Below are 18,637 nucleotides of genomic sequence, written 5' to 3'. Positions count from 1 at the left end.
CTCGATCTTTCCTAAAAAAAGAGAGCAGGTGAACAAATGATGAACATTCCTTATACCAAAATGCAAGGGGCTGCCAATGATTTCATTGTGATCGATAATCGCCAATTGAAACTGACCCATGCGCAACTTTCAGCCTTAGCGATCCAAACCTGTCAGCACAAGTTCTCAATCGGGGCTGATGCGGTAATGGCTGTTGATTATCCGGAAGGTACTGCAGATTTTCGCATGCGTTTTTACAACGCCGATGGTACGGAGGCTGAGATGTGCGGCAATGGCGCGCGGTGTATTGCCCGTTATGCCTATGAAAATCAAATTGCTGGTGAAGCGATGACGATTGAAACTGTCGCCGGAGATGTACCGGCTTGGCGGTTAGCTCAGAAAGAATACAAAGTGATGCTAAATCCGCCAACAGTCACCCGTTTTAATCAAGTATTTCCTGGTACAGAGGTCACGACCTTAGATTATGTTGAATTAGGGGATCCAGGTATTCCCCATGCAGTAGTGCGTTATCCTGGATTAGCTGATATACCATTAAGTGAACTGACGGATGTGGCAAAAGCGATACGACATTGGGAGGTATTTCCAAAAGGGGCCAATGTCAACTTCTATGATGAAGAGGCAAATGGTGACTTGGTAGTCAGAACCTTTGAACGTGGGGTGGAAGACTTTACCTTTGCATGCGGGACTGGTTCTGGCGCAACGGCCTTCGCAGTGTCACATCACCAAGGAAAAGCAGCGGCCAATGTTGTGTTGCATGTTCTTGGCGGTGAACTGACAGTGGTCGTTGATCACAACGATCTTGAGTTGATTGGCGATGCCATCATGGTGTCAGAAGGCTTGATCTTAGATGAGAATTTGCATCTATAAACGCAGTGAAATCTCTTGCAAATCAATTGGATTTTCATGAAAAAAAGATTGACAAGCAAAGCTCCATATCGTATAGTTAAGCACAATTAAAAAACACGCAATGATAAGAAAAGTAGATCGATTGTGCTTGTTTCAGAGAGCTCGGATGGTGAGAAAGAGCGCAAGCAGGTGATTGAAGATGGTCTTGGAGCGTTTGGACGTGAGTATCTTAGATACAAGCGTGCAACGGGTTGCCCGTTACAGCAAATCAGTGAACTGATAAGGTTGATGTTGATCAACGAATAAAGGTGGTACCACGAACTTGGTTGTTTCGTCCTTTCCCTATAATACGGGGAGAGGACTTTTTTTATTTAAAAAGGGGGAAATGTAAATGTTAGGTTTAAAAAAATTGACAGTTGGTTTGGCGGCAGCGGCCGTCTTGTTCTCTTTGGCAGCTTGCGGGAACAGCAGCACCAGTGATACCCAAGCGTCCAGTAGTACAGCAGCATTAGAAGAGAAAGTTGTGGGTGTAGCACCTGGTCCTTATGGTGATATGGTGACGGATGTTATCTCACCGTTATTAGCAGATAAAGGCTATGAATTAACGACAAAAGTGTTTAATGACTATATTCAACCGAATAATGCATTGGCCAATGGACAAATCGATGCCAATCTCTTTCAACATACCGCGTATCTGGAAAAATTTTCAGCAGACAACGGGTTGGATTTGACTGCATTACAAAAAGTACCAACACTCGGTATGGGGATCTATTCAAACACATTGACAAGTTTGGATGATTTAGCAGATGGTGCAACAGTGTCGATCGCCAATGATGCGTCAAACTTGGCACGGACATTGCAATTATTAGCAGCCAATGATTTGATCACGATTGCCGATGACATCGATGAAACAAAAGCAACGGTTGCAGATATCAAAGAAAATCCTAAGAACTTAACATTTAAAGAATTGGATGCCGCTCAATTGGCGCGTTCGTTAGATACAGTCGATTTGGCGTTGGTACCAGGAAACTTTGCTTGGGCTGCGTCATTAGACCCAGCAGATGCGTTGGCGTTAGAATCATTGAAAGAAGAATACAAAAATGTTTTTGTTGTGCGTACGGAAGACAAAGACAGCGATTTTGCCCAAGCAGTCACTGAAGTATTAGAGAGTCAAGACTTCAAAGATGCAATTGCAGATTCCGCGTTCAAAGATTTCAATCAACCAGATTTCTGGACTGAGTAAGAAGGGTCAGTTATGGCAAAAATAGAAGTAAAACAGCTATCTGTGCAATTCAAACAGAACAAGCAAATAAAAAAAGCTGTGGACAACGTTGATTTTTCTGTTCAGACGGGGGAAGTATTCGGCATTGTTGGTTTGAGCGGGGCGGGGAAAAGCACCCTCGTCCGTACCTTGAATCTATTACAGGCACCTTCAAGCGGCCAGATTTTGATTGATGGACAGGACATCACGAAAGCCCGTGGGCAAGCATTGCGGGAATTACGTCAAAAAATCGGCATGATCTTTCAACATTTCAATTTGATCCACAATCGGACAATCAAAGATAATTTGGCCTTCGCATTGAAAGCCGGCAATTATCCGAAAGACAAACGAGAAGCACGAATCAAAGAATTATTGGAAATGGTAGATTTAACTGATAAATTGCATACGTATCCCAATAATTTGTCTGGTGGCGAAAAGCAGCGTATCGGTATTGCCCGTGCGATTGCCAATGAGCCCGAGATCTTGCTCTGCGACGAAGCTACCAGTGCGCTAGATGTCGAAACAACCGAAGAAATCTTGCAATTGTTGACACGGATCAAAGCCCAAACCGGGATCACGATTGTCTTTATTACCCATGAATTGGATGTAGCACGCAAGTTTTTTGACCGCGTTGCTGTTATGGAAAACGGGCGGATTGTGGAAGAACAATCAACATATGGCTTATTCAGTCAACCCAATCAACCTATAACAAAAAAATTAGTAGGTCGCTATTTGGATCTGACATTGCCTGATGAAATTGCTGCACTGTTTACACAAGGTGAGTTGCTGGAATTGAGATATCAAGGAGAATACACATTGGAACCGTTGATTTCAACCGTTGCAAAGGCCTATGATGTAGCAGTGAATATTATTCATGGCAAAATTGAATATATTCAACAAGATGTGATTGGTATCTTGTATGTCTATCTCACTGGACCTGAAGAAGAAGTCCAAAAGGCGCGAACATATATCGGCGAAAACGTCTTTTCTTTACGGAAGGTAGGTGACGTCAATGACTGAAACGATTGAGATTTTGAAAGCCAACTTACCGAAAGCACTTTGGGAAACCTGTTTTATGGTAGGGACGTCCGCGATCATCGGTGTTCTATTCGGTTTGTTGATCGGTTTGCTGCTCTTTTTGGTCAGCAGTAAACTATTCTACAAGAACAAAGTGTTGCATCATGTGGCAGACTTTATAGTGAATGCGATTCGTTCACTGCCGTTTTTGATTCTCTTGATCACATTGATTCCGGTCTCCGCATTGCTGATCGGTGATCCCTATACACCAGCGGGGGGTGCTATTGCTCTGTCGATTGCGGCCATTCCATTTTATGCGCGGATCGCAGAATCGGCTTTTGCAGAAATCGATTATGGCGTATTGGAAGCAAGTATTGCTTCTGGCGCAACGACAGGTCAGATTATTCGCGAAGTGATTTTACCGGAAAGTTTGCCTGCGTTGATTCGCGGCTTTGTTTTGACTTTGATCAGTTTGCTAGGCTACTCCGCTATGGTCGGAACGATTGGTGCCGGTGGGATTGGCGATTTGGCCATTCAATATGGCTATTATCGCTATGAAACAGCGATATTGATTTTTGTGATCATTTTGCTGGTAATCATCGTCCAAGTCATCCAATGGATCGGGGATGCTTGTGCCAATCATTTTTCGAAATAAACGCGTTGTTCATCAGATCATGGATCATGCGAACCGTCAAAAATCAGCTGCTTTCAGCAGACGCCCTGGTGTGTCGATTGAAAGCAGCTGTTTTTTTGCGTGTAGAATGGTCGATTCGCAGTTGCACCAGCAGCAAATTTTGGGTATGCTGAGTTGAGGTGGATACACTGCCTATATTACTGATCAAAGGAGCAACAACATGACACAAATGCCTCATTGCCCCGCTTGCCAATCAAGCTATACCTACGAAGACCGCGGCTTATATGTTTGTCCAGAATGCGGACATGAATGGGAAGAACAAGTAGAAGAAGCACCTGTCTATAAGGATGCCAATGGCAACTTGCTAGTCGATGGTGACACAGTAACGGTCATCAAAGATCTGAAAGTCAAAGGTGCCTCTGGTGCAATCAAACAAGGAACCAAAGTCAAAAATATCAAATTGGTAGAAGGCGATCACAATATCGATTGCAAGATTGATGGCTTTGGTGCGATGAAATTGAAATCTGAATTTGTAAAAAAAGGTTAAAAGCAAAATATTCGTTTCATCTTCATCATTTTTTCACGACTTTAATGGTAAAATAAGGTCAGAGATTTAAAGGAGGAATACGCTTATGTACGGTATGGGTGGATATGGTTTTGGTTGGTTTTATGACCCGACGTTTATTTTAGTGATCATCGGTATGGTCATTTCGATGGCTGCTTCAGCATATGTCAAAAGTACCTTTAACAAATTTGACAAAGTCAAAAGTCGCAACAATATTACTGGAACGAAAGCTGCGCAATTCATTTTGGAGAGCCAAGGAATCCATGATGTAGGCGTCCAAGCAATTGCCGGTGATTTGACGGATAACTACAATTCTGGAAACAAAACATTGAGTTTGTCGCAAGCCACAGCGCAATCAACATCGGTCGCAGCCATTGGCGTCGCAGCCCATGAATGTGGACACGCTGTTCAAGATGCTAAAGGGTATTTCCCTTTACGGTTGCGACATGCAATTGTCCCCATCGCCAACATTGGGACATCGATCTCGATTCCTTTGATTTTGATTGGTGTTTTATTGCGCGGGTCGTTTCTAGTGAATTTAGGATTGATCGCTTTCTCATTGGCCTTTATCTTTCAGTTGGTAACATTACCGGTTGAATTTGATGCGTCAAAACGGGCAATCCGTATCTTGGCCGATGGTGGGTTATTGACAGAAGAAGAAGTGCCGCAAGCACGACGGGTTCTCTTTGCAGCAGCATTGACTTATGTCGCTGCAGCAGTTGCCACATTACTGCAATTGTTGCGGTTGGTGATCTTGTTTGGGAATAATCGTCGGAATTAGCGGTTGAACAAAAATTAAAGAAAGTATCTGCAGATTCATTTTTCTGCAGATACTTTTTTTTATTCAACAATCATATAGATATAAAAAACCCGTTCCAACGTCTGAAGGTTATCTTGGGCAATATTGTTTTCGAAATCTTCATATATTTTCAAGTCATTGCCATTTGCCAGATAAAGCAAAGGAATGTCTTGTTTCTTTTGAATCTCTATTTGGTCATTTTCAATGCTGAGTACACCACCAAAAGGGAGTGGGAATTCTTCGTCTGCTGTCGGATAATCATATTGGGTCAAATCGTGACCGACTCTTTCGCCAAAATGGTAAGTGTCAATGTACACAGTCATTGAAGTTGCATTAGTATTGAAGGTCAGATGGGAGCCATAATCAAATAATAAACTACTAAGGCCATTATCATTTTCGGATTGAACCAAATGATTGTCAGGAACACCAACGACTTTATTCCCTTGAAAAGGACCGTAGTTATAGTAACGCAGATACAAGGTGAGCGGTGCACCTACGAAGAGAATCAACATCAGTAACACAGTGAGAATATGTTTTCGATTGTTCTTGCACCGGGCTTTTTTTACGATAGCTGCCAATTGTTTGTCTTCAATAGTCATTGTTCTGTCTCCTTTAAGATTGTCTTTAATTGTTTACGTCCACGATAAAGGGAAGCCTTGAAACTATCTTCAGGCCGATTGAGCAAAAAGCTGATCTCTTTGATACTGCGGCCTTCGATATATGTCATGGCTAAAAGAGTGGCCGTGGTCAATGGCAATTGCAGCAATGCATCATATAGCGTGTCATCTGCCTCTTGCCAGATGGCTTCTTCTGTGGGCTGTACATAGTGCTTGAGAATCCGCTTGCGGCGTTTTGTCTGATTATATAGGTTGAAATAACGGTTGATACCCACGCGAAATAGCCAAGGCCGAATCTCGTCAACAGCCAAAACAGTATCGATCTCAAGTATTTTTACGAGGGCTTCTTGTGCAAGGTCTTCAGCATCTTACACACTCGCACCAATCGATTGCAGATAATGGACCAAATCGTTCGTCACTGTAAAAAGATAATGTTGATAAGCGTCTATCTGCATACCGATATTTCCCTCCTCATTCAAACAACAAATGACCTGTATAAAAAGTGAACAAAAATATAAAAAAAGTGGTCGCTCTTACACACTTTTTCTCAAATCATGGAAGAGATGACAACGAAAGAATAAAAGAAGAAACGAGACAACACAAAAAAACAAGATACAGGAAATGCATCTTGTTCAATGGCCCTTAGCGTAGAAGGCAGGAATCGAACCTGCACCTCACCTTTGCCAAAAACACCCAGAAGTAACCTTCTGATCATTTTTAGCAAAACGAGTAAAGCGCCAGTCTTCATCTACAAGACCTATTATGGCAGGGAGAAATCAAGAAATGAGGGGAGAAAAGTGATGTTATCAAGAATAGTTGTGGTGAAATCGTGAAGAGTAGTTAAGAATTTCTTGCTTTGCATAACTGAATCAAATTTGAAACACAATTGATTTTCTGAAAAAAATCCGAGAAAGTTTTCTTGACATTTGTTAGGTGAGATTGTATCATTCTGTTTGGGCACTCTTTACAAGAGTCAGAAAGTGATTTAGAATTTTCGCTCCCTATTCATTCGATGGATAGGGAGCTTTTACTATTTTCTAAGTGCTTTTCCTGTAAAATAGATTAAAGGAGTTTTTCAGTTTATGACAAAATATATTTTTGTAACCGGCGGCGTGGTTTCTTCAATTGGTAAAGGTATCGTAGCAGCGTCATTGGGCCGTTTGCTTAAAAACCGCGGCTTGAAAGTAACGATCCAAAAGTTCGATCCTTACATCAATGTCGATCCAGGAACAATGAGTCCGTATCAACATGGGGAAGTCTTTGTAACAGATGATGGCGCAGAAACCGACTTGGACCTAGGGCATTACGAACGGTTTATTGATATCAACTTGAACAAATACTCAAACGTAACAACTGGAAAAATCTACTCAGAAGTTTTGCGGAAAGAGCGTAAAGGGGAATACTTAGGGGCAACTGTCCAAGTGATTCCGCATATCACCAATGAAATCAAAGAAAAAATCATGCGGGCTGCCAAAATGACGGACGCTGATGTCATCATTACTGAAGTTGGCGGAACGGTTGGGGATATTGAATCATTGCCTTTCTTAGAAGCTTTGCGTCAAATGAAAGCTGATGTGGGTTCAGATAATGTGATGTATATCCATACGACGTTGATTCCTTATTTGAAAGCAGCAGGAGAAATGAAAACCAAACCGACACAACATAGTGTCAAAGAATTGCGTGGTTTAGGGATTCAGCCAAATATCTTGGTTGTTCGTACGGAACAACCAGTCTCTCAATCAACCAAAAATAAATTGGCCCAATTTTGTGATGTGGCACCAGAAGCTGTCATTGAATCTCGTGACGTGGAAACCTTGTATTCCATTCCATTGGCACTACAAGCGCAAGGGATGGATCAAATCGTCTGTGACCATTTGAAATTGACTGCACCAGCTGCAGACATGACGGAATGGCAAGCATTGGAAGAAAAGGTATTGAACTTGAAGAAAAAAGTTCGGATTGCCCTAGTCGGGAAATATGTTGAGTTACCAGATGCCTATCTATCTGTAGTAGAAGCATTGAAACATTCTGGATTTGCGTTTGATGCAGATATCGAATTGGATTGGATCAAAGCCCAAGACATCACACCTGAAAATGTGGCTGAATACTTGGCTGATGCAGACGGTATCTTGGTTCCTGGCGGCTTTGGCGATCGTGGAATCGAAGGGAAAATCGAAGCGATTCGCTATGCCCGTGAAAACGATGTGCCATTCTTAGGTATTTGTTTAGGTATGCAAATGGCCTGCGTGGAATTCGCCCGCAATGTCGTTGGCTTAGAAAATGCCAATTCTGCTGAAACAGATCCAGAAACAGCCAATAACATCATTGACTTGATGGCTGATCAAGAAAACATTGAAAACATGGGTGGTACATTACGCTTAGGCTTGTATCCATGTAAAATTAAGAAAGGCACCAAAACGGCTGCGGCATATAATGATGAAGAAGTGGTGCAAGAACGTCACCGTCACCGGTATGAATTCAACAACCAATACCGTGAAATATTCGAAGCACAAGGAATGGTCTTTTCAGGTGTATCACCAGACAATCGTTTGGTTGAAATCGTTGAAATTCCAGAAAATAAATTCTTTGTGGGCTGCCAATTCCATCCAGAATTGATTTCACGCCCAACCCGTCCACAACGCTTGATCAAAGCATTCGTCGGTGCATCATTAAACAATCGTCAAGCCTAACAAAAAACGCTATGTCTCGCGTACTTCAACTGAAGTAACGCGATGACTAGCGTTTTTTTCTATATTGACCCGCGTAGGGATTATTCTTCTTTCAGTTCGTATCCTTGATCCAAAAGCATTTCTTCGGTTCGTTCCATACTGATGCCATTGTCTGTGTTGCCTTCGAAGCTAACGCCAGGCAACTGCTTGGCAGAATCATAATCTAATTCATCGTAGTTGATTGTTAAGGATTCAGTAGCTTCACTATCGCTATACTCTAAAGAGTAATCTAACCCTTGTACTTGCTGGTATTGTTCAGCGATTGGATCCAAAACTTCTTGTGCTTCTTCTTTGGTGCTTACCCCGATTGCTTCATAAGGCATGACATTGTTTGCTGTTTGACTAGTGACCTTGTCGCCACTGTAGTTGAAGACCAACTCCATCGATACGCCGTTTTGATCCATCGTGAATGTTTTCGATTCTTCTTGCGAACCTGCACCAGTGCCACAACTTGCCAAAAATAATACGCCAACCAACGCAAAAAATCCAAGTAATGCTTTTTTCATTCTATCCCTCCTTTTTTAATATGATAGTATAGGCGCTTTCACATGACTATTGATATGCTCAATATGCCTTTGAGGTGAATTATGATAAATCAGCGAAAAAAATTGTGAAATTTTTCGCGAATTTTCACATGTGAAACACTGTGCGAATTGAAAGATGAAGGGAAAGAATGCCTTGTAAAATACAGTGTTTTCAGAAAAAGATTTGAAAACAACGGTCTTCTGACTTTGTGCAGACTTTTTTTGAAAAGATAAATTCTTTTTTTTAGTAGCAAATACCGCAAATATTTGCTAAAATAGCAGTGTCGGTTAAGCATGGCTTAACAAATAAAGTTTTTTAAAACTTAGGAGGAATTTTTTATGCCAGTAGTATCAGGAGCTGAATTCTTAAAAGCTGCTCGTCAAGGCGGATATGCAGTCGGCGGATTCAACACAAATAACTTAGAATGGACACAAGCGATCTTAAAAGCCGCTGAAGCAAAGAAAGCACCAGTATTGATCCAAACTTCAATGGGCGCTGCGAAATACATGGGCGGTTACAAAGTTGCTAAAGATATCATTACTAACTTAGTTGACTCAATGAACATTACTGTTCCAGTTGCAATCCACTTAGACCATGGTGACTATGATGCAGCAATGGAATGTATCGAAGTAGGTTATACTTCAGTTATGTTCGATGGCTCTCACTTACCATTCGACGAAAACTTGAAATTGGCTAAAGAAGTTGTAGAAAAAGCACACGCAAAAGGTATCTCTGTTGAGTGTGAAGTTGGTTCAATCGGTGGAGAAGAAGATGGTATTATCGGTTCTGGCGAATTGGCTGACATCGAAGAATGTAAACAAATGGTTGCAACTGGTTTAGACTACCTAGCTTGCGGTATTGGTAACATTCATGGTCAATATCCAGAAAACTGGAAAGGCCTTGCATTTGACCACTTACAAGCAATCGCTGATGCTGTAGGTTCTGATGTACCTCTAGTATTACATGGTGGTTCTGGTATTCCTCAAGAACAAATCCAAAAAGCAATCGCTATGGGTGTATCTAAAGTCAACGTAAATACTGAATTCCAATTGTCATTTGCTAAAGCAACTCGTGAATATATCGAAGCTGGCAAAGATCAAGAAGGCAAAGGATTCGACCCTCGTAAATTATTGGCACCAGGTGTTGCTGCGATCGTTAAAGATGCAGAAGAACACATCGACTGGTTCGGTTCAGCTGGTAAAGCTTAATTCGAATTACTGCCAAAAGCCGTTAGAAAGATTTCTTTCTAGCGGCTTTTTTTTGTTTCATATGTCCAATGTAACTTAGCACATAGATTTTTCACCAACCGACGAAAAAGATGATTTTTATTATATGGGTTATTTATATATATTAAATAAGGGTTTAAAGACATTGGACATAAACCGTTTTTGATAAATCATATTTTCGAATTTAGGGGGAAAATAATTATGGGACTGAAACGAAAGGTATCACTGCTTAGTGTGTTACTCATCTGTTTCCAAGCACTATCATCTCCTTTGTATATTGTACGCGCTGAAACGTTTGCTCATATAGATTATGTGGAAACAACGAGGGATGATATACAACAAGATGATGAAATAGCGGAGACTGAAAATGCAGCTGAAAATCCGCCTCAAAGCACGGAAGACTCTGAAAAACAAGAGGATCAAGAAACAATTGAGGACCAAGAAGAACGTCAGGATGAAAATGAACCGAAGGAAGGGGACATGCATATGAACGTCCCACCTAATGGATCAGAGGAGAGTAGTCAAAGATCGATTGCGCCACTTAATGTAACTACTGTAACGTCAGAAAGTGATTTTCGCAATGCAATGAATAATTCTTCTGTTGGCGTGATTTCATTAGGCGCAAATGTGACTGTTTCAACTGGGGTTAATTTTGTATTGAATCGTGATTTGGTCATTCAAGGCAATGGACACACATTGAGTCTATCGAACAACAGTATTTTCTTCGGTTTGCAGTTGCGTTCGAATACGCAGCCGGCAACCTTACGTTTGGAAAATATAGGGTTGAGTAAAATAGGGTCCACTCCTTTTTTTAAAGCATTGGACAACAATGACTTAGGTACAGGTTGGACAGTCGAGTTAGAAGATGTGTATGAATTAAGTACGAGCCGTGCCGCCGTAATTTTGGCGAGGGAAGCAAAAATCCATTTTACAGGTGGACAGAATACCTTTGATACGCGAATCAGCTCGACGGATACTTTATTTAATGTCAAAGATGTTCTGATCAGCAATCAAGCAAACCTAACGATTGCCAAACAAAATCTTTGGATCTTTTATTCGGCCCCTACGGTAAGTCAGCCGAGTGTGCAACTCTCAGGAAATGCCACCGTTGATGTGACGACCACTGCAGGAGATGCCAACGTAATTGATTACCGAGGCCCAAATCCATTGGTGCAAATTGAAGAGGGCAGCCGTTTTAACATTGATACAATAGGTACAGCACCAGTCGCGACAGTGAACAGCAACAATGTAATCACGCTGAATGGTAATAATCCGCGGCTTTTGTTATCGGGTGATAGCCAGCTGCAAATTGATACGACCCTAAATAAACGGCCAATCAATCTAGAAGGCACCAATCCAACTGTTCAATTGGATCAATCTCGTATATTGATCAAAAGTGAAACGCAAACTGGCGTCAATTTAGTCGGCAACCAGCCATCGTTTGCTATGACCAATGACAGTCGATTGTCCATCAATGCCCAATCAGGGAGCGGGGTGGTTCTTGCTGGGAATCAACCAAAAATGGACCTGTTAGATTCTGAAATTACGATAGAAAATCAAATCGCAGCATCGGCGCTAGTTGTTGATGGCCTAGAAGCGCGCCTTACCCTCGATAATAGTCAACTCTCCATTTCAAATGCGGGAACGGGCGTGATCGACAATATTCAAATCGGACAAAACAAAGACTTCCCTCAGTTACGATTAAGCAATCAATCGACAATCTCAATCGATACAGCTTCAGGGACCGCTGCACCCACGGCTACAGCAAACAATGGCCTCAGTCTTAGAGGGAGGGAAGCCAAAATGATTGTCGACCAAGAATCTGCCCTCCAGTTTCAGGTACGTTCGGGGGTCCGCAGAGGCCTATATATCAACGGGGCATCAGCGGAACTATTGGTAGACAATCAATCGACTATCTCCAGCCGTAACCTGTATGGCACGTCGATCGAACTGGAAACATCTAATGGACAATTTACCGTTGATCGCGGTTCAGAAGTTACTGTTGAAGGATCGTCTAATCGTGCCCGTGGTCTGATTATTTTTAGAAACGGCAACAACCGACTAACCGTACGCAATGATGGCAAACTGGCAACCAAGCATGTTGAATTTGACCGACTTGGCAGCAATACAAATGCTGTGGCGATGCATGGTTCAGAAAACCGTATTCGGGTAACAAATGGCGGTGCCCTAGATTTAAATAATACCCATTATTCTGTTAAACCGGCAGATGGCACAGTTGACGAAAGATATGCCACTTTGTATCTAGGGACGGGAAACAATTACTTTGTGATCGATAACGAAGCAGGCGTACAATCAAATTCATTGTCTCGATTGGTACTGATCAATGACTACGCTGCAGCGATGCTGTCGGACGGCGGACATTTAACATTTGAGCAGCAAAAAGACACAATTTTTATTGCCGAAGGTTCCTCAAGTGGTGATAAAGAGTTCGGTGTGTTTGTGGCTGGAGACACCATGAGTTTCAACGTGACGGAACCATTTTATTATGATTTCAGAAATATTCGTCGTGGTGGTGGAGATATCTTCGGGACAAAAGACGGATCAGAATTACTTTTAAATGATACCTTCTTTTCGGCATGGAAATCGGGCAGGAACTTTGACCACGATGCAGATGTCATGTTTTCATCAAAGATCAATGTCAATTACGAAGGACGGGATTTCGTTACAGCAACAAGTAAGAATGATCCAGAATTGACAAGGTTATTACCAAGCTTAACAGGGACAGTCTCACGGATTTCAGCCAATAATGCGCAACCAATTTCTCAAGGCTATCGACAACCAACCAATGCGGACAAGTCTTTTATCGCCGAATTTGGATTTAAAGAAGGGGATCATTCGATACGTGAAGCTGGGACGGGTGAGGTCACAGCAGAAATACTTGTGACATTCCCTAATGGACAAACAGAAACCCATCGTCTTTCGACACAAGGCGCAGAATCGGCATATCAAACGTGGGAAGAAGCCGAGCAAAATATTACTGGGAAAGCCGGTAGAATCAAGCTGACGTTACCATCATTGTTTGAAGTCGGCACAACCTTTGAATTTTTATCTGTACAACGTGGAGAAGGATCCACAGCCATTTCTATACCGGATGAAGAACTGGCAGCGATTGGCAAAATCGAGGTCTTGCCAATCAGGCCACCAGCATTGGCCGACTTTGGCCAATCACTGACTATCTTTACGACAGATCGCAGTGTTCGTGCGCTCCCTAACAGTATCAACCAAGCAGGAAACCGCGTGAACCTGTATCTGAATCAAACCTATATCCAACACACATTGGTAGAATCAGACGGCAGTTTTGCGCTTTCGTTACCGGAACAATTAGCGGAAAATGATGTCTTGCAATTTGTGATGGAAGACCACTCCGGTGCTGTGATCGATACTTACAGTACAATCGATAATACATTCCGACGACCGGCCACCAACACAGATATTGGGAATCGCAACCCGCTTACGGAAGATTATGTCTATCATGACACAGTGTTTCCCAAAGCAGTCTCCTATATCGTCAAACAGCCAACACATGTTGGTCCTGTAGATCCTTTAGATCCAGGAGAATCTGTGACGCCGGAAGATCTTCCAGATCGACCTGCAGACCAAGGTCTGTTGAGCATTGACTTTGTGTCTAATTTCAATTTTGGTGTCCAACGTATCGCGACACAAACCGCACAGTACTATGCTCGGCCGCAGCGAATCATTGAAGATGATGGTCGCTTGGAAGAGCGCCCAAATTATGTGCAAGTCAGTGATAGGCGTGGAGAAGATAAAGGCTGGCAGCTTGCGGTGACACAAGCAGGCGCGTTTGAATCAGTGTCCGGTCATACCTTGCAAGGGGCACAAATCAATCTGACGAATCAAGAGTTGGCCAGCATTGACACGAGTGCTGATCCGACATTCAATTATGCAACAACAGTCGGATTGATTCCAGGATACAAGCATCTTGTCCTTTCAGCAGATGACGCACAGGGCAAGGGGACTTGGGTCTATCGTTTTGGGGATGAGACAAGCGCTGACCAGAGTATTTTCTTGGAAGTACCGGGGGGAGCCAATCCGCAAGCGGTGGCATATAAAACCACGTTAGATTGGCAGCTGCAATCCGTTCCGGGGAATTAACGATAGAACTGATTGATCAGGGAAAGGAGAAGTATCCTACATGAGAATGTAAGATACTCCTCCTTTTTTCTTTCGCGTTTTTGTGCTAAACTTGTACTGATACACATAAATTTAAAAAAGAGTATAGGTGAATATAAATGAAGAAAATTGTCATTGAAGGCAATCGTCCCTTACAAGGGGAAGTCACCATCAGCGGGGCAAAAAACAGTGCTGTTGCGTTGATTCCAGCTGCAATTCTTGCAGATTCTCCCGTTGTCTTAGAAGGAGTGCCAGATATCCAAGATGTGCACTCATTAATTGAAATCCTCGAAATCATGGGCGTCAAAACCCATTTTGAACACAATACCCTCGAAATTGATCCAACCGATATCGTCTCGATTCCCATGCCAAGCGGAAAAATCAATAGTTTACGTGCGTCTTATTACTTTATGGGTGCTTTATTGGCTAAATTTGGTGAAGGCGTGGTTGGCTTACCTGGTGGTTGTTTCTTAGGCCCGCGCCCAATCGATTTACACATCAAAGGATTTGAAGCCCTTGGTGCGAAAGTGACCAATGAACATGGTGCGATGTATCTGCGTACAGATGATGAAGGGTTAACTGGGGAGCGGATCTTTTTGGATATGGTTTCTATTGGCGCCACGATCAATGTCATGCTCGCTGCAGTCAAAGCCAAAGGCAAAACAATTATTGAAAATGCCGCCCGTGAACCTGAAATTATTGATGTGGCAACATTATTGAACAATATGGGTGCCAAAATCAGAGGTGCTGGTACCAATGAAATCCGGATCGAAGGTGTAGAAGAATTGCACGGCTGTCGTCATTCGATTATTCCTGACCGAATCGAAGCAGGGACGTACTTGTCATTGGCAGCAGCTGTTGGTGAAGGCATCGTTGTCAAAAATGTCATCTATGAACATCTTGAAAGCTATATTGCCAAATTAGAAGAAATCGGTGTGCGCATGGATATCAGTGAGGATGAGATCTACGTCCATCCTTCGAAAGAGCTAAAACCCGCAGTAGTCAAAACATACCCCTACCCAGGTTTTGCGACTGATCTGCAGCAGCCAATCACACCATTGTTGTTAAAGGCACAAGGCACATCAGAAATATTAGATACGATCTATGCCAAACGGGTCAATCATATTCCAGAATTGGCACGAATGGGTGCCGATGCTACAACAGAAGGCAATATGATCTTTGTCAGCGGGCCTGCGCAATTGCACGGTGCAGAAGTGGTGGCATCTGACTTGCGTGCTGGCGCTTGCCTCGTGATCGCAGGCTTGATGGCACAAGGAACGACCACGGTCTTCAATGTCGAATACATCTTACGCGGCTATGACCATATCATCGAAAAATTGACTGCATTAGGTGCAGATATCCAAATGATAGAGGAGTAACTATGAGCGATTACTTAACAATGGCAGAGTTGGAAAACAAAACCTTAAAAGAAATCTACACTTTTGCCAAACAATTCCGAATCCCATATTACAGTCAAATGAACAAAAAAGAATTGTCATTGGCAGTCATTCGTGCGCAAGCTGAAAAGCAAGGCTTCTTCTATATGGAAGGTGTCTTGGACATTGTCGGTCAAGAAGGCTATGGCTTTTTGCGGCCCATCAACTATGGACCGAGCGCAGAGGATATTTATATTTCTTCTTCTCAGATTCGCCGCTTTAGTTTGCGGAACGGAGATAAGGTCGCTGGTAAAGCTCGGCCACCGAAAGAGTCGGAGCGGTATTATGGCTTGATGCATGTAGAATCTGTCAATGGCAAAGATCCTGAAGAAGCCAAAGAACGGCCACATTTCCCTGCATTGACGCCACTGTACCCGAATCGTCATCTGAAATTAGAAACCACAGCAGGTCGTTTGTCGACACGAATGATCGATATGTTTTCACCAGTTGGGTTTGGTCAACGGGGTTTGATCGTGGCACCGCCTAAAGCCGGTAAGACCAGTATTTTGAAGGAAATCGCTAACGGAATCACTGACAATTATCCAGATGTTGAATTGATTGTCTTGTTGATCGATGAACGTCCAGAAGAAGTGACCGATCTTGAACGCAGTGTCAAAGGGGATGTTGTGTCCTCAACGTTTGATTTGCAGCCAAGCAACCATACAAGGGTTGCAGAACTTGTGTTGGAACGGGCGATGCGTTTAGTGGAGGACAAACGGGATGTTGTGATTTTGATGGACAGTATCACGCGTCTGGCAAGAGCCTACAACTTAGTCGTACCCCCAAGTGGTCGTACGCTGAGTGGCGGGATCGATCCGGCTGCTTTATACAAACCAAAGAAATTCTTTGGGGCAGCCCGCAATATTGAAGAAGGCGGCAGTTTGACGATCTTGGCCACCGCATTAGTCGATACAGGCAGCCGAATGGACGATGTCATCTATGAAGAGTTCAAAGGTACAGGCAATATGGAATTACAGCTATCCCGCAGTCTAGCGGAACGTCGTATTTTCCCTGCCATTGATATCAGAAAATCGGGTACCCGTAAAGAAGAACTATTGATGAGCGCTGAACAATTAGAAGAAACATGGCGTCTGCGCAACAATATGACCGGAGACTCATTGGAATTCACGGAGCAATTCGTTCAATTCTTGCGTAAAACCAAGAACAATCAAGAATTTATTGCCGCGTTTCATGATGTCAACTTTGGTGATAAACGACCAAAAAGAAATATAAAAAGATAATTGCATCTGCAAATCAAACATGGTAAGATAGTCATGTTGTAAATTCGACAAAATCAACTCTGGTGAAGCAAATGAACCAGGGCAAAGGAGAGAAGAAGAAATGAAACAAGATATCCATCCAGATTATCATCCAGTTGTATTCATGGACTCAACTACTGGTTTCAAATTCTTATCAGGTTCTACAAAGAATTCTCAAGAAACAGTTGAGTGGGAAGACGGCAACACGTATCCATTGATCCGTGTCGAAGTAACTTCTGATTCACATCCATTCTACACTGGACGTCAAAAATTCACACAAGCAGACGGACGTGTGGACCGTTTCAACAAAAAATACGGTCTCAAAGACGCAAACGCTGCGGAATAATAAAAATATTGATCTATCAATGTTTAGCGACTTTCCTTTCGAGGGAAGTCGCTTTTTTGTATTTGACTATATTTTTGAACTTTTTCATACAATGCGTATGAAGAAAGCTAGGAGCGGTAATGCGGTATTTTTATAGTGATTTCTACATAAATGGGTATACCTGTCCACAATTTGTAATGCAATGACACTCAGTGTTTATCCAGTTTTCATTTATATATTTAACTGATCGTTTTCTGTTTATAGGTAGTTAAAAGATGAAATAAAACCGGTGAATTTATTTTTATTTTAATTAATAACCGGTTTTTGTTTTTTAATAAGCAGTTAAATGGTAAAATAATTACTGTAAGGGGGTTAGAAAATGTATTCTGAATTAGATGATTTTTTAGAGAGTGAAAGTGGTAAAAGTATAGAAGATAAAAAGAATATGATTAATGAAATGGTCGATATTCTTGATTTAGAACAATTAACACAGGTTATTCATTTTTTGAAGGAACCTTTTTATACAAATACACTAAAGGACTATTTACTAGATTCTAGGTTGCCAGATATAAAATCAAAGGAATTTCTATTTCTTGTACAAGCTGCAAAGTATAGTGGAAACATAGTGAAAAAATTGATGAATAAGTCAGGTATTAGTAATTATTATTTAGATAAATTTATTGATAAGTATAACTTGCAAGAAGTTTCAAGTGGAGCGTATATTTTCCCTCACAAAAGCATAGATGCACCATTCTTGTTTCAATCCCACTATTCTAGAGCGGTTATTTCACATGAGTCGGCCTTATATATGCTCGATTTGACTGATGTCATTCCGCGAAGAACCATTATGAGTATGCCAAAGGATTATAAATTTTCTCAATTAGAAAAAATTTCCAATAGATATATTGATATTTATGGTGAATTATACAATCATACTAAATCTCTTGTTCTTAATTATTATGAAAATGATCCTATATTCTTAACAAGAAATGCCCCAATAGGAGGCACTCAAATTGTTACTACAAAAACAAGGCATAACAATCCTATTCGAATGACCTCTGCAGAAAGAACTATAGCAGACATATTCACACCAAACGCTAATACAGAAGAAGAAGTGAAGTATGAAGCACTGAAAAAATATCATGATTTATATCCTCAGGGTAGCAATCGATTAAGAAGAATAGCACATCAGCAAGGTGTATTAGAAGTGTTGGACAAGTACTTGTGGGAGTTACAATTATTTTAA

At 41.9% G+C, this 18,637-nt stretch carries 16 protein-coding genes and 1 other annotated feature; of the genes, 13 read left to right on the top strand and 3 right to left on the bottom strand.

Translation table 11 applies throughout. The features are described from left to right. Window positions 1-39: 39 nt before the first annotated feature. From dapF to A5886_RS13190, 6 genes are all read left to right on the top strand, one after another. The gene (gene dapF / locus A5886_RS13215; protein ID WP_086276067.1) at window positions 40-867 is read left to right on the top strand and encodes a diaminopimelate epimerase; all 828 of its coding nucleotides are present in this window, start codon (window positions 40-42) and stop codon (window positions 865-867) included. Between the two features lie 91 nt (window positions 868-958). Next, window positions 959-1,188 (top strand) — a binding site (T-box leader). 49 nt (window positions 1,189-1,237) lie between these two features. Beyond that, entirely contained in the window at window positions 1,238-2,089 is an 852-nt protein-coding gene (locus A5886_RS13210) for a MetQ/NlpA family ABC transporter substrate-binding protein (protein ID WP_086275556.1), read from the top strand. Window positions 2,090-2,101: 12 nt separating this feature from the next. Next, window positions 2,102-3,127: a methionine ABC transporter ATP-binding protein gene (locus A5886_RS13205; protein ID WP_086275555.1), complete on the top strand. Its 1,026-nt coding sequence runs from the start codon at window positions 2,102-2,104 to the stop codon at window positions 3,125-3,127. Beyond that, entirely contained in the window at window positions 3,120-3,779 is a 660-nt protein-coding gene (locus tag A5886_RS13200) for a methionine ABC transporter permease (RefSeq protein ID WP_086275554.1), read from the top strand. The genes A5886_RS13205 and A5886_RS13200 overlap by 8 nt, the downstream gene beginning before the upstream one ends. A gap of 199 nt (window positions 3,780-3,978) precedes the next feature. Further along, entirely contained in the window at window positions 3,979-4,305 is a 327-nt protein-coding gene (locus tag A5886_RS13195) for a zinc ribbon domain-containing protein YjdM (protein WP_086275553.1), read from the top strand. Window positions 4,306-4,390: 85 nt separating this feature from the next. Beyond that, window positions 4,391-5,104 (top strand): zinc metallopeptidase, encoded by a 714-nt coding sequence (locus A5886_RS13190; RefSeq protein ID WP_086275552.1) that lies wholly within the window; start codon window positions 4,391-4,393, stop codon window positions 5,102-5,104. A gap of 59 nt (window positions 5,105-5,163) precedes the next feature. Here the strand turns inward: A5886_RS13190 and A5886_RS13185 are convergent, their stop codons facing one another. Both A5886_RS13185 and A5886_RS13180 read right to left on the bottom strand, forming a co-directional pair. Beyond that, window positions 5,164-5,721 carry a hypothetical protein gene (locus tag A5886_RS13185; protein WP_086275551.1) on the bottom strand — a complete coding sequence of 186 codons (558 nt, stop codon included), beginning with the start codon at window positions 5,719-5,721 and terminating at the stop codon, window positions 5,164-5,166. Then, complete coding sequence (locus A5886_RS13180) at window positions 5,718-6,050, bottom strand: RNA polymerase sigma factor (RefSeq protein ID WP_256926227.1); 333 nt, start codon at window positions 6,048-6,050, stop codon at window positions 5,718-5,720. The genes A5886_RS13185 and A5886_RS13180 overlap by 4 nt, the downstream gene beginning before the upstream one ends. A gap of 771 nt (window positions 6,051-6,821) precedes the next feature. Here A5886_RS13180 and pyrG point away from each other — a divergent pair. After that, window positions 6,822-8,429 (top strand): CTP synthase, encoded by a 1,608-nt coding sequence (pyrG, locus tag A5886_RS13175; protein WP_086275550.1) that lies wholly within the window; start codon window positions 6,822-6,824, stop codon window positions 8,427-8,429. Between the two features lie 80 nt (window positions 8,430-8,509). Here the strand turns inward: pyrG and A5886_RS13170 are convergent, their stop codons facing one another. After that, window positions 8,510-8,974: a YehR family lipoprotein gene (locus A5886_RS13170; protein ID WP_086275549.1), complete on the bottom strand. Its 465-nt coding sequence runs from the start codon at window positions 8,972-8,974 to the stop codon at window positions 8,510-8,512. A 357-nt stretch (window positions 8,975-9,331) separates the two neighbouring features. Between A5886_RS13170 and A5886_RS13165 the strand changes: the two genes are divergently transcribed. The 6 genes from A5886_RS13165 to A5886_RS13140 all read left to right on the top strand — a co-directional run bounded on the left by A5886_RS13165 (window position 9,332) and on the right by A5886_RS13140 (window position 18,637). Beyond that, on the top strand, window positions 9,332-10,201 hold the full coding sequence (locus tag A5886_RS13165; RefSeq protein WP_054115041.1) for a class II fructose-bisphosphate aldolase: 870 nt from the start codon (window positions 9,332-9,334) through the stop codon (window positions 10,199-10,201). A 219-nt stretch (window positions 10,202-10,420) separates the two neighbouring features. Next, the gene (locus A5886_RS13160) at window positions 10,421-14,353 is read left to right on the top strand and encodes a WxL domain-containing protein (RefSeq protein WP_086275548.1); all 3,933 of its coding nucleotides are present in this window, start codon (window positions 10,421-10,423) and stop codon (window positions 14,351-14,353) included. Window positions 14,354-14,490: 137 nt separating this feature from the next. Then, the gene (gene murA / locus A5886_RS13155) at window positions 14,491-15,750 is read left to right on the top strand and encodes a UDP-N-acetylglucosamine 1-carboxyvinyltransferase (RefSeq protein WP_086275547.1); all 1,260 of its coding nucleotides are present in this window, start codon (window positions 14,491-14,493) and stop codon (window positions 15,748-15,750) included. Between the two features lie 2 nt (window positions 15,751-15,752). Further along, window positions 15,753-17,048, top strand: coding sequence for a transcription termination factor Rho (gene rho / locus A5886_RS13150; RefSeq protein WP_086275546.1), 1,296 nt, complete (start codon window positions 15,753-15,755; stop codon window positions 17,046-17,048). Between the two features lie 100 nt (window positions 17,049-17,148). Continuing rightward, window positions 17,149-17,412 carry a type B 50S ribosomal protein L31 gene (locus tag A5886_RS13145; RefSeq protein ID WP_005228304.1) on the top strand — a complete coding sequence of 88 codons (264 nt, stop codon included), beginning with the start codon at window positions 17,149-17,151 and terminating at the stop codon, window positions 17,410-17,412. A gap of 358 nt (window positions 17,413-17,770) precedes the next feature. Further along, window positions 17,771-18,637, top strand: coding sequence for a type IV toxin-antitoxin system AbiEi family antitoxin domain-containing protein (locus A5886_RS13140; protein WP_086275545.1), 867 nt, complete (start codon window positions 17,771-17,773; stop codon window positions 18,635-18,637).

The organism is Candidatus Enterococcus testudinis, assembly GCF_002140915.1.
Taxonomy (GTDB): Bacteria; Bacillota; Bacilli; order Lactobacillales; family Enterococcaceae; genus Enterococcus_D; species Enterococcus_D testudinis.
The sequence above is the reverse complement of the archived record's forward strand: the minus strand, read 5'-3'. Positions and strand labels throughout refer to the sequence as shown.

What these genes read in the sequence shown, in the direction of transcription:
- dapF (WP_086276067.1), top strand. Translation starts at nt 40, where the DNA reads ATGAACATTCCTTATACCAAAATGCAAGGGGCTGCCAATGATTTCATT.
- A5886_RS13210 (WP_086275556.1), top strand. Translation starts at nt 1,238, where the DNA reads ATGTTAGGTTTAAAAAAATTGACAGTTGGTTTGGCGGCAGCGGCCGTC.
- A5886_RS13205 (WP_086275555.1), top strand. Translation starts at nt 2,102, where the DNA reads ATGGCAAAAATAGAAGTAAAACAGCTATCTGTGCAATTCAAACAGAAC.
- A5886_RS13200 (WP_086275554.1), top strand. Translation starts at nt 3,120, where the DNA reads ATGACTGAAACGATTGAGATTTTGAAAGCCAACTTACCGAAAGCACTT.
- A5886_RS13195 (WP_086275553.1), top strand. Translation starts at nt 3,979, where the DNA reads ATGACACAAATGCCTCATTGCCCCGCTTGCCAATCAAGCTATACCTAC.
- A5886_RS13190 (WP_086275552.1), top strand. Translation starts at nt 4,391, where the DNA reads ATGTACGGTATGGGTGGATATGGTTTTGGTTGGTTTTATGACCCGACG.
- A5886_RS13185 (WP_086275551.1), bottom strand. Translation starts at nt 5,721, where the DNA reads ATGACTATTGAAGACAAACAATTGGCAGCTATCGTAAAAAAAGCCCGG.
- pyrG (WP_086275550.1), top strand. Translation starts at nt 6,822, where the DNA reads ATGACAAAATATATTTTTGTAACCGGCGGCGTGGTTTCTTCAATTGGT.
- A5886_RS13170 (WP_086275549.1), bottom strand. Translation starts at nt 8,974, where the DNA reads ATGAAAAAAGCATTACTTGGATTTTTTGCGTTGGTTGGCGTATTATTT.
- A5886_RS13165 (WP_054115041.1), top strand. Translation starts at nt 9,332, where the DNA reads ATGCCAGTAGTATCAGGAGCTGAATTCTTAAAAGCTGCTCGTCAAGGC.
- A5886_RS13160 (WP_086275548.1), top strand. Translation starts at nt 10,421, where the DNA reads ATGGGACTGAAACGAAAGGTATCACTGCTTAGTGTGTTACTCATCTGT.
- murA (WP_086275547.1), top strand. Translation starts at nt 14,491, where the DNA reads ATGAAGAAAATTGTCATTGAAGGCAATCGTCCCTTACAAGGGGAAGTC.
- rho (WP_086275546.1), top strand. Translation starts at nt 15,753, where the DNA reads ATGAGCGATTACTTAACAATGGCAGAGTTGGAAAACAAAACCTTAAAA.
- A5886_RS13145 (WP_005228304.1), top strand. Translation starts at nt 17,149, where the DNA reads ATGAAACAAGATATCCATCCAGATTATCATCCAGTTGTATTCATGGAC.
- A5886_RS13140 (WP_086275545.1), top strand. Translation starts at nt 17,771, where the DNA reads ATGTATTCTGAATTAGATGATTTTTTAGAGAGTGAAAGTGGTAAAAGT.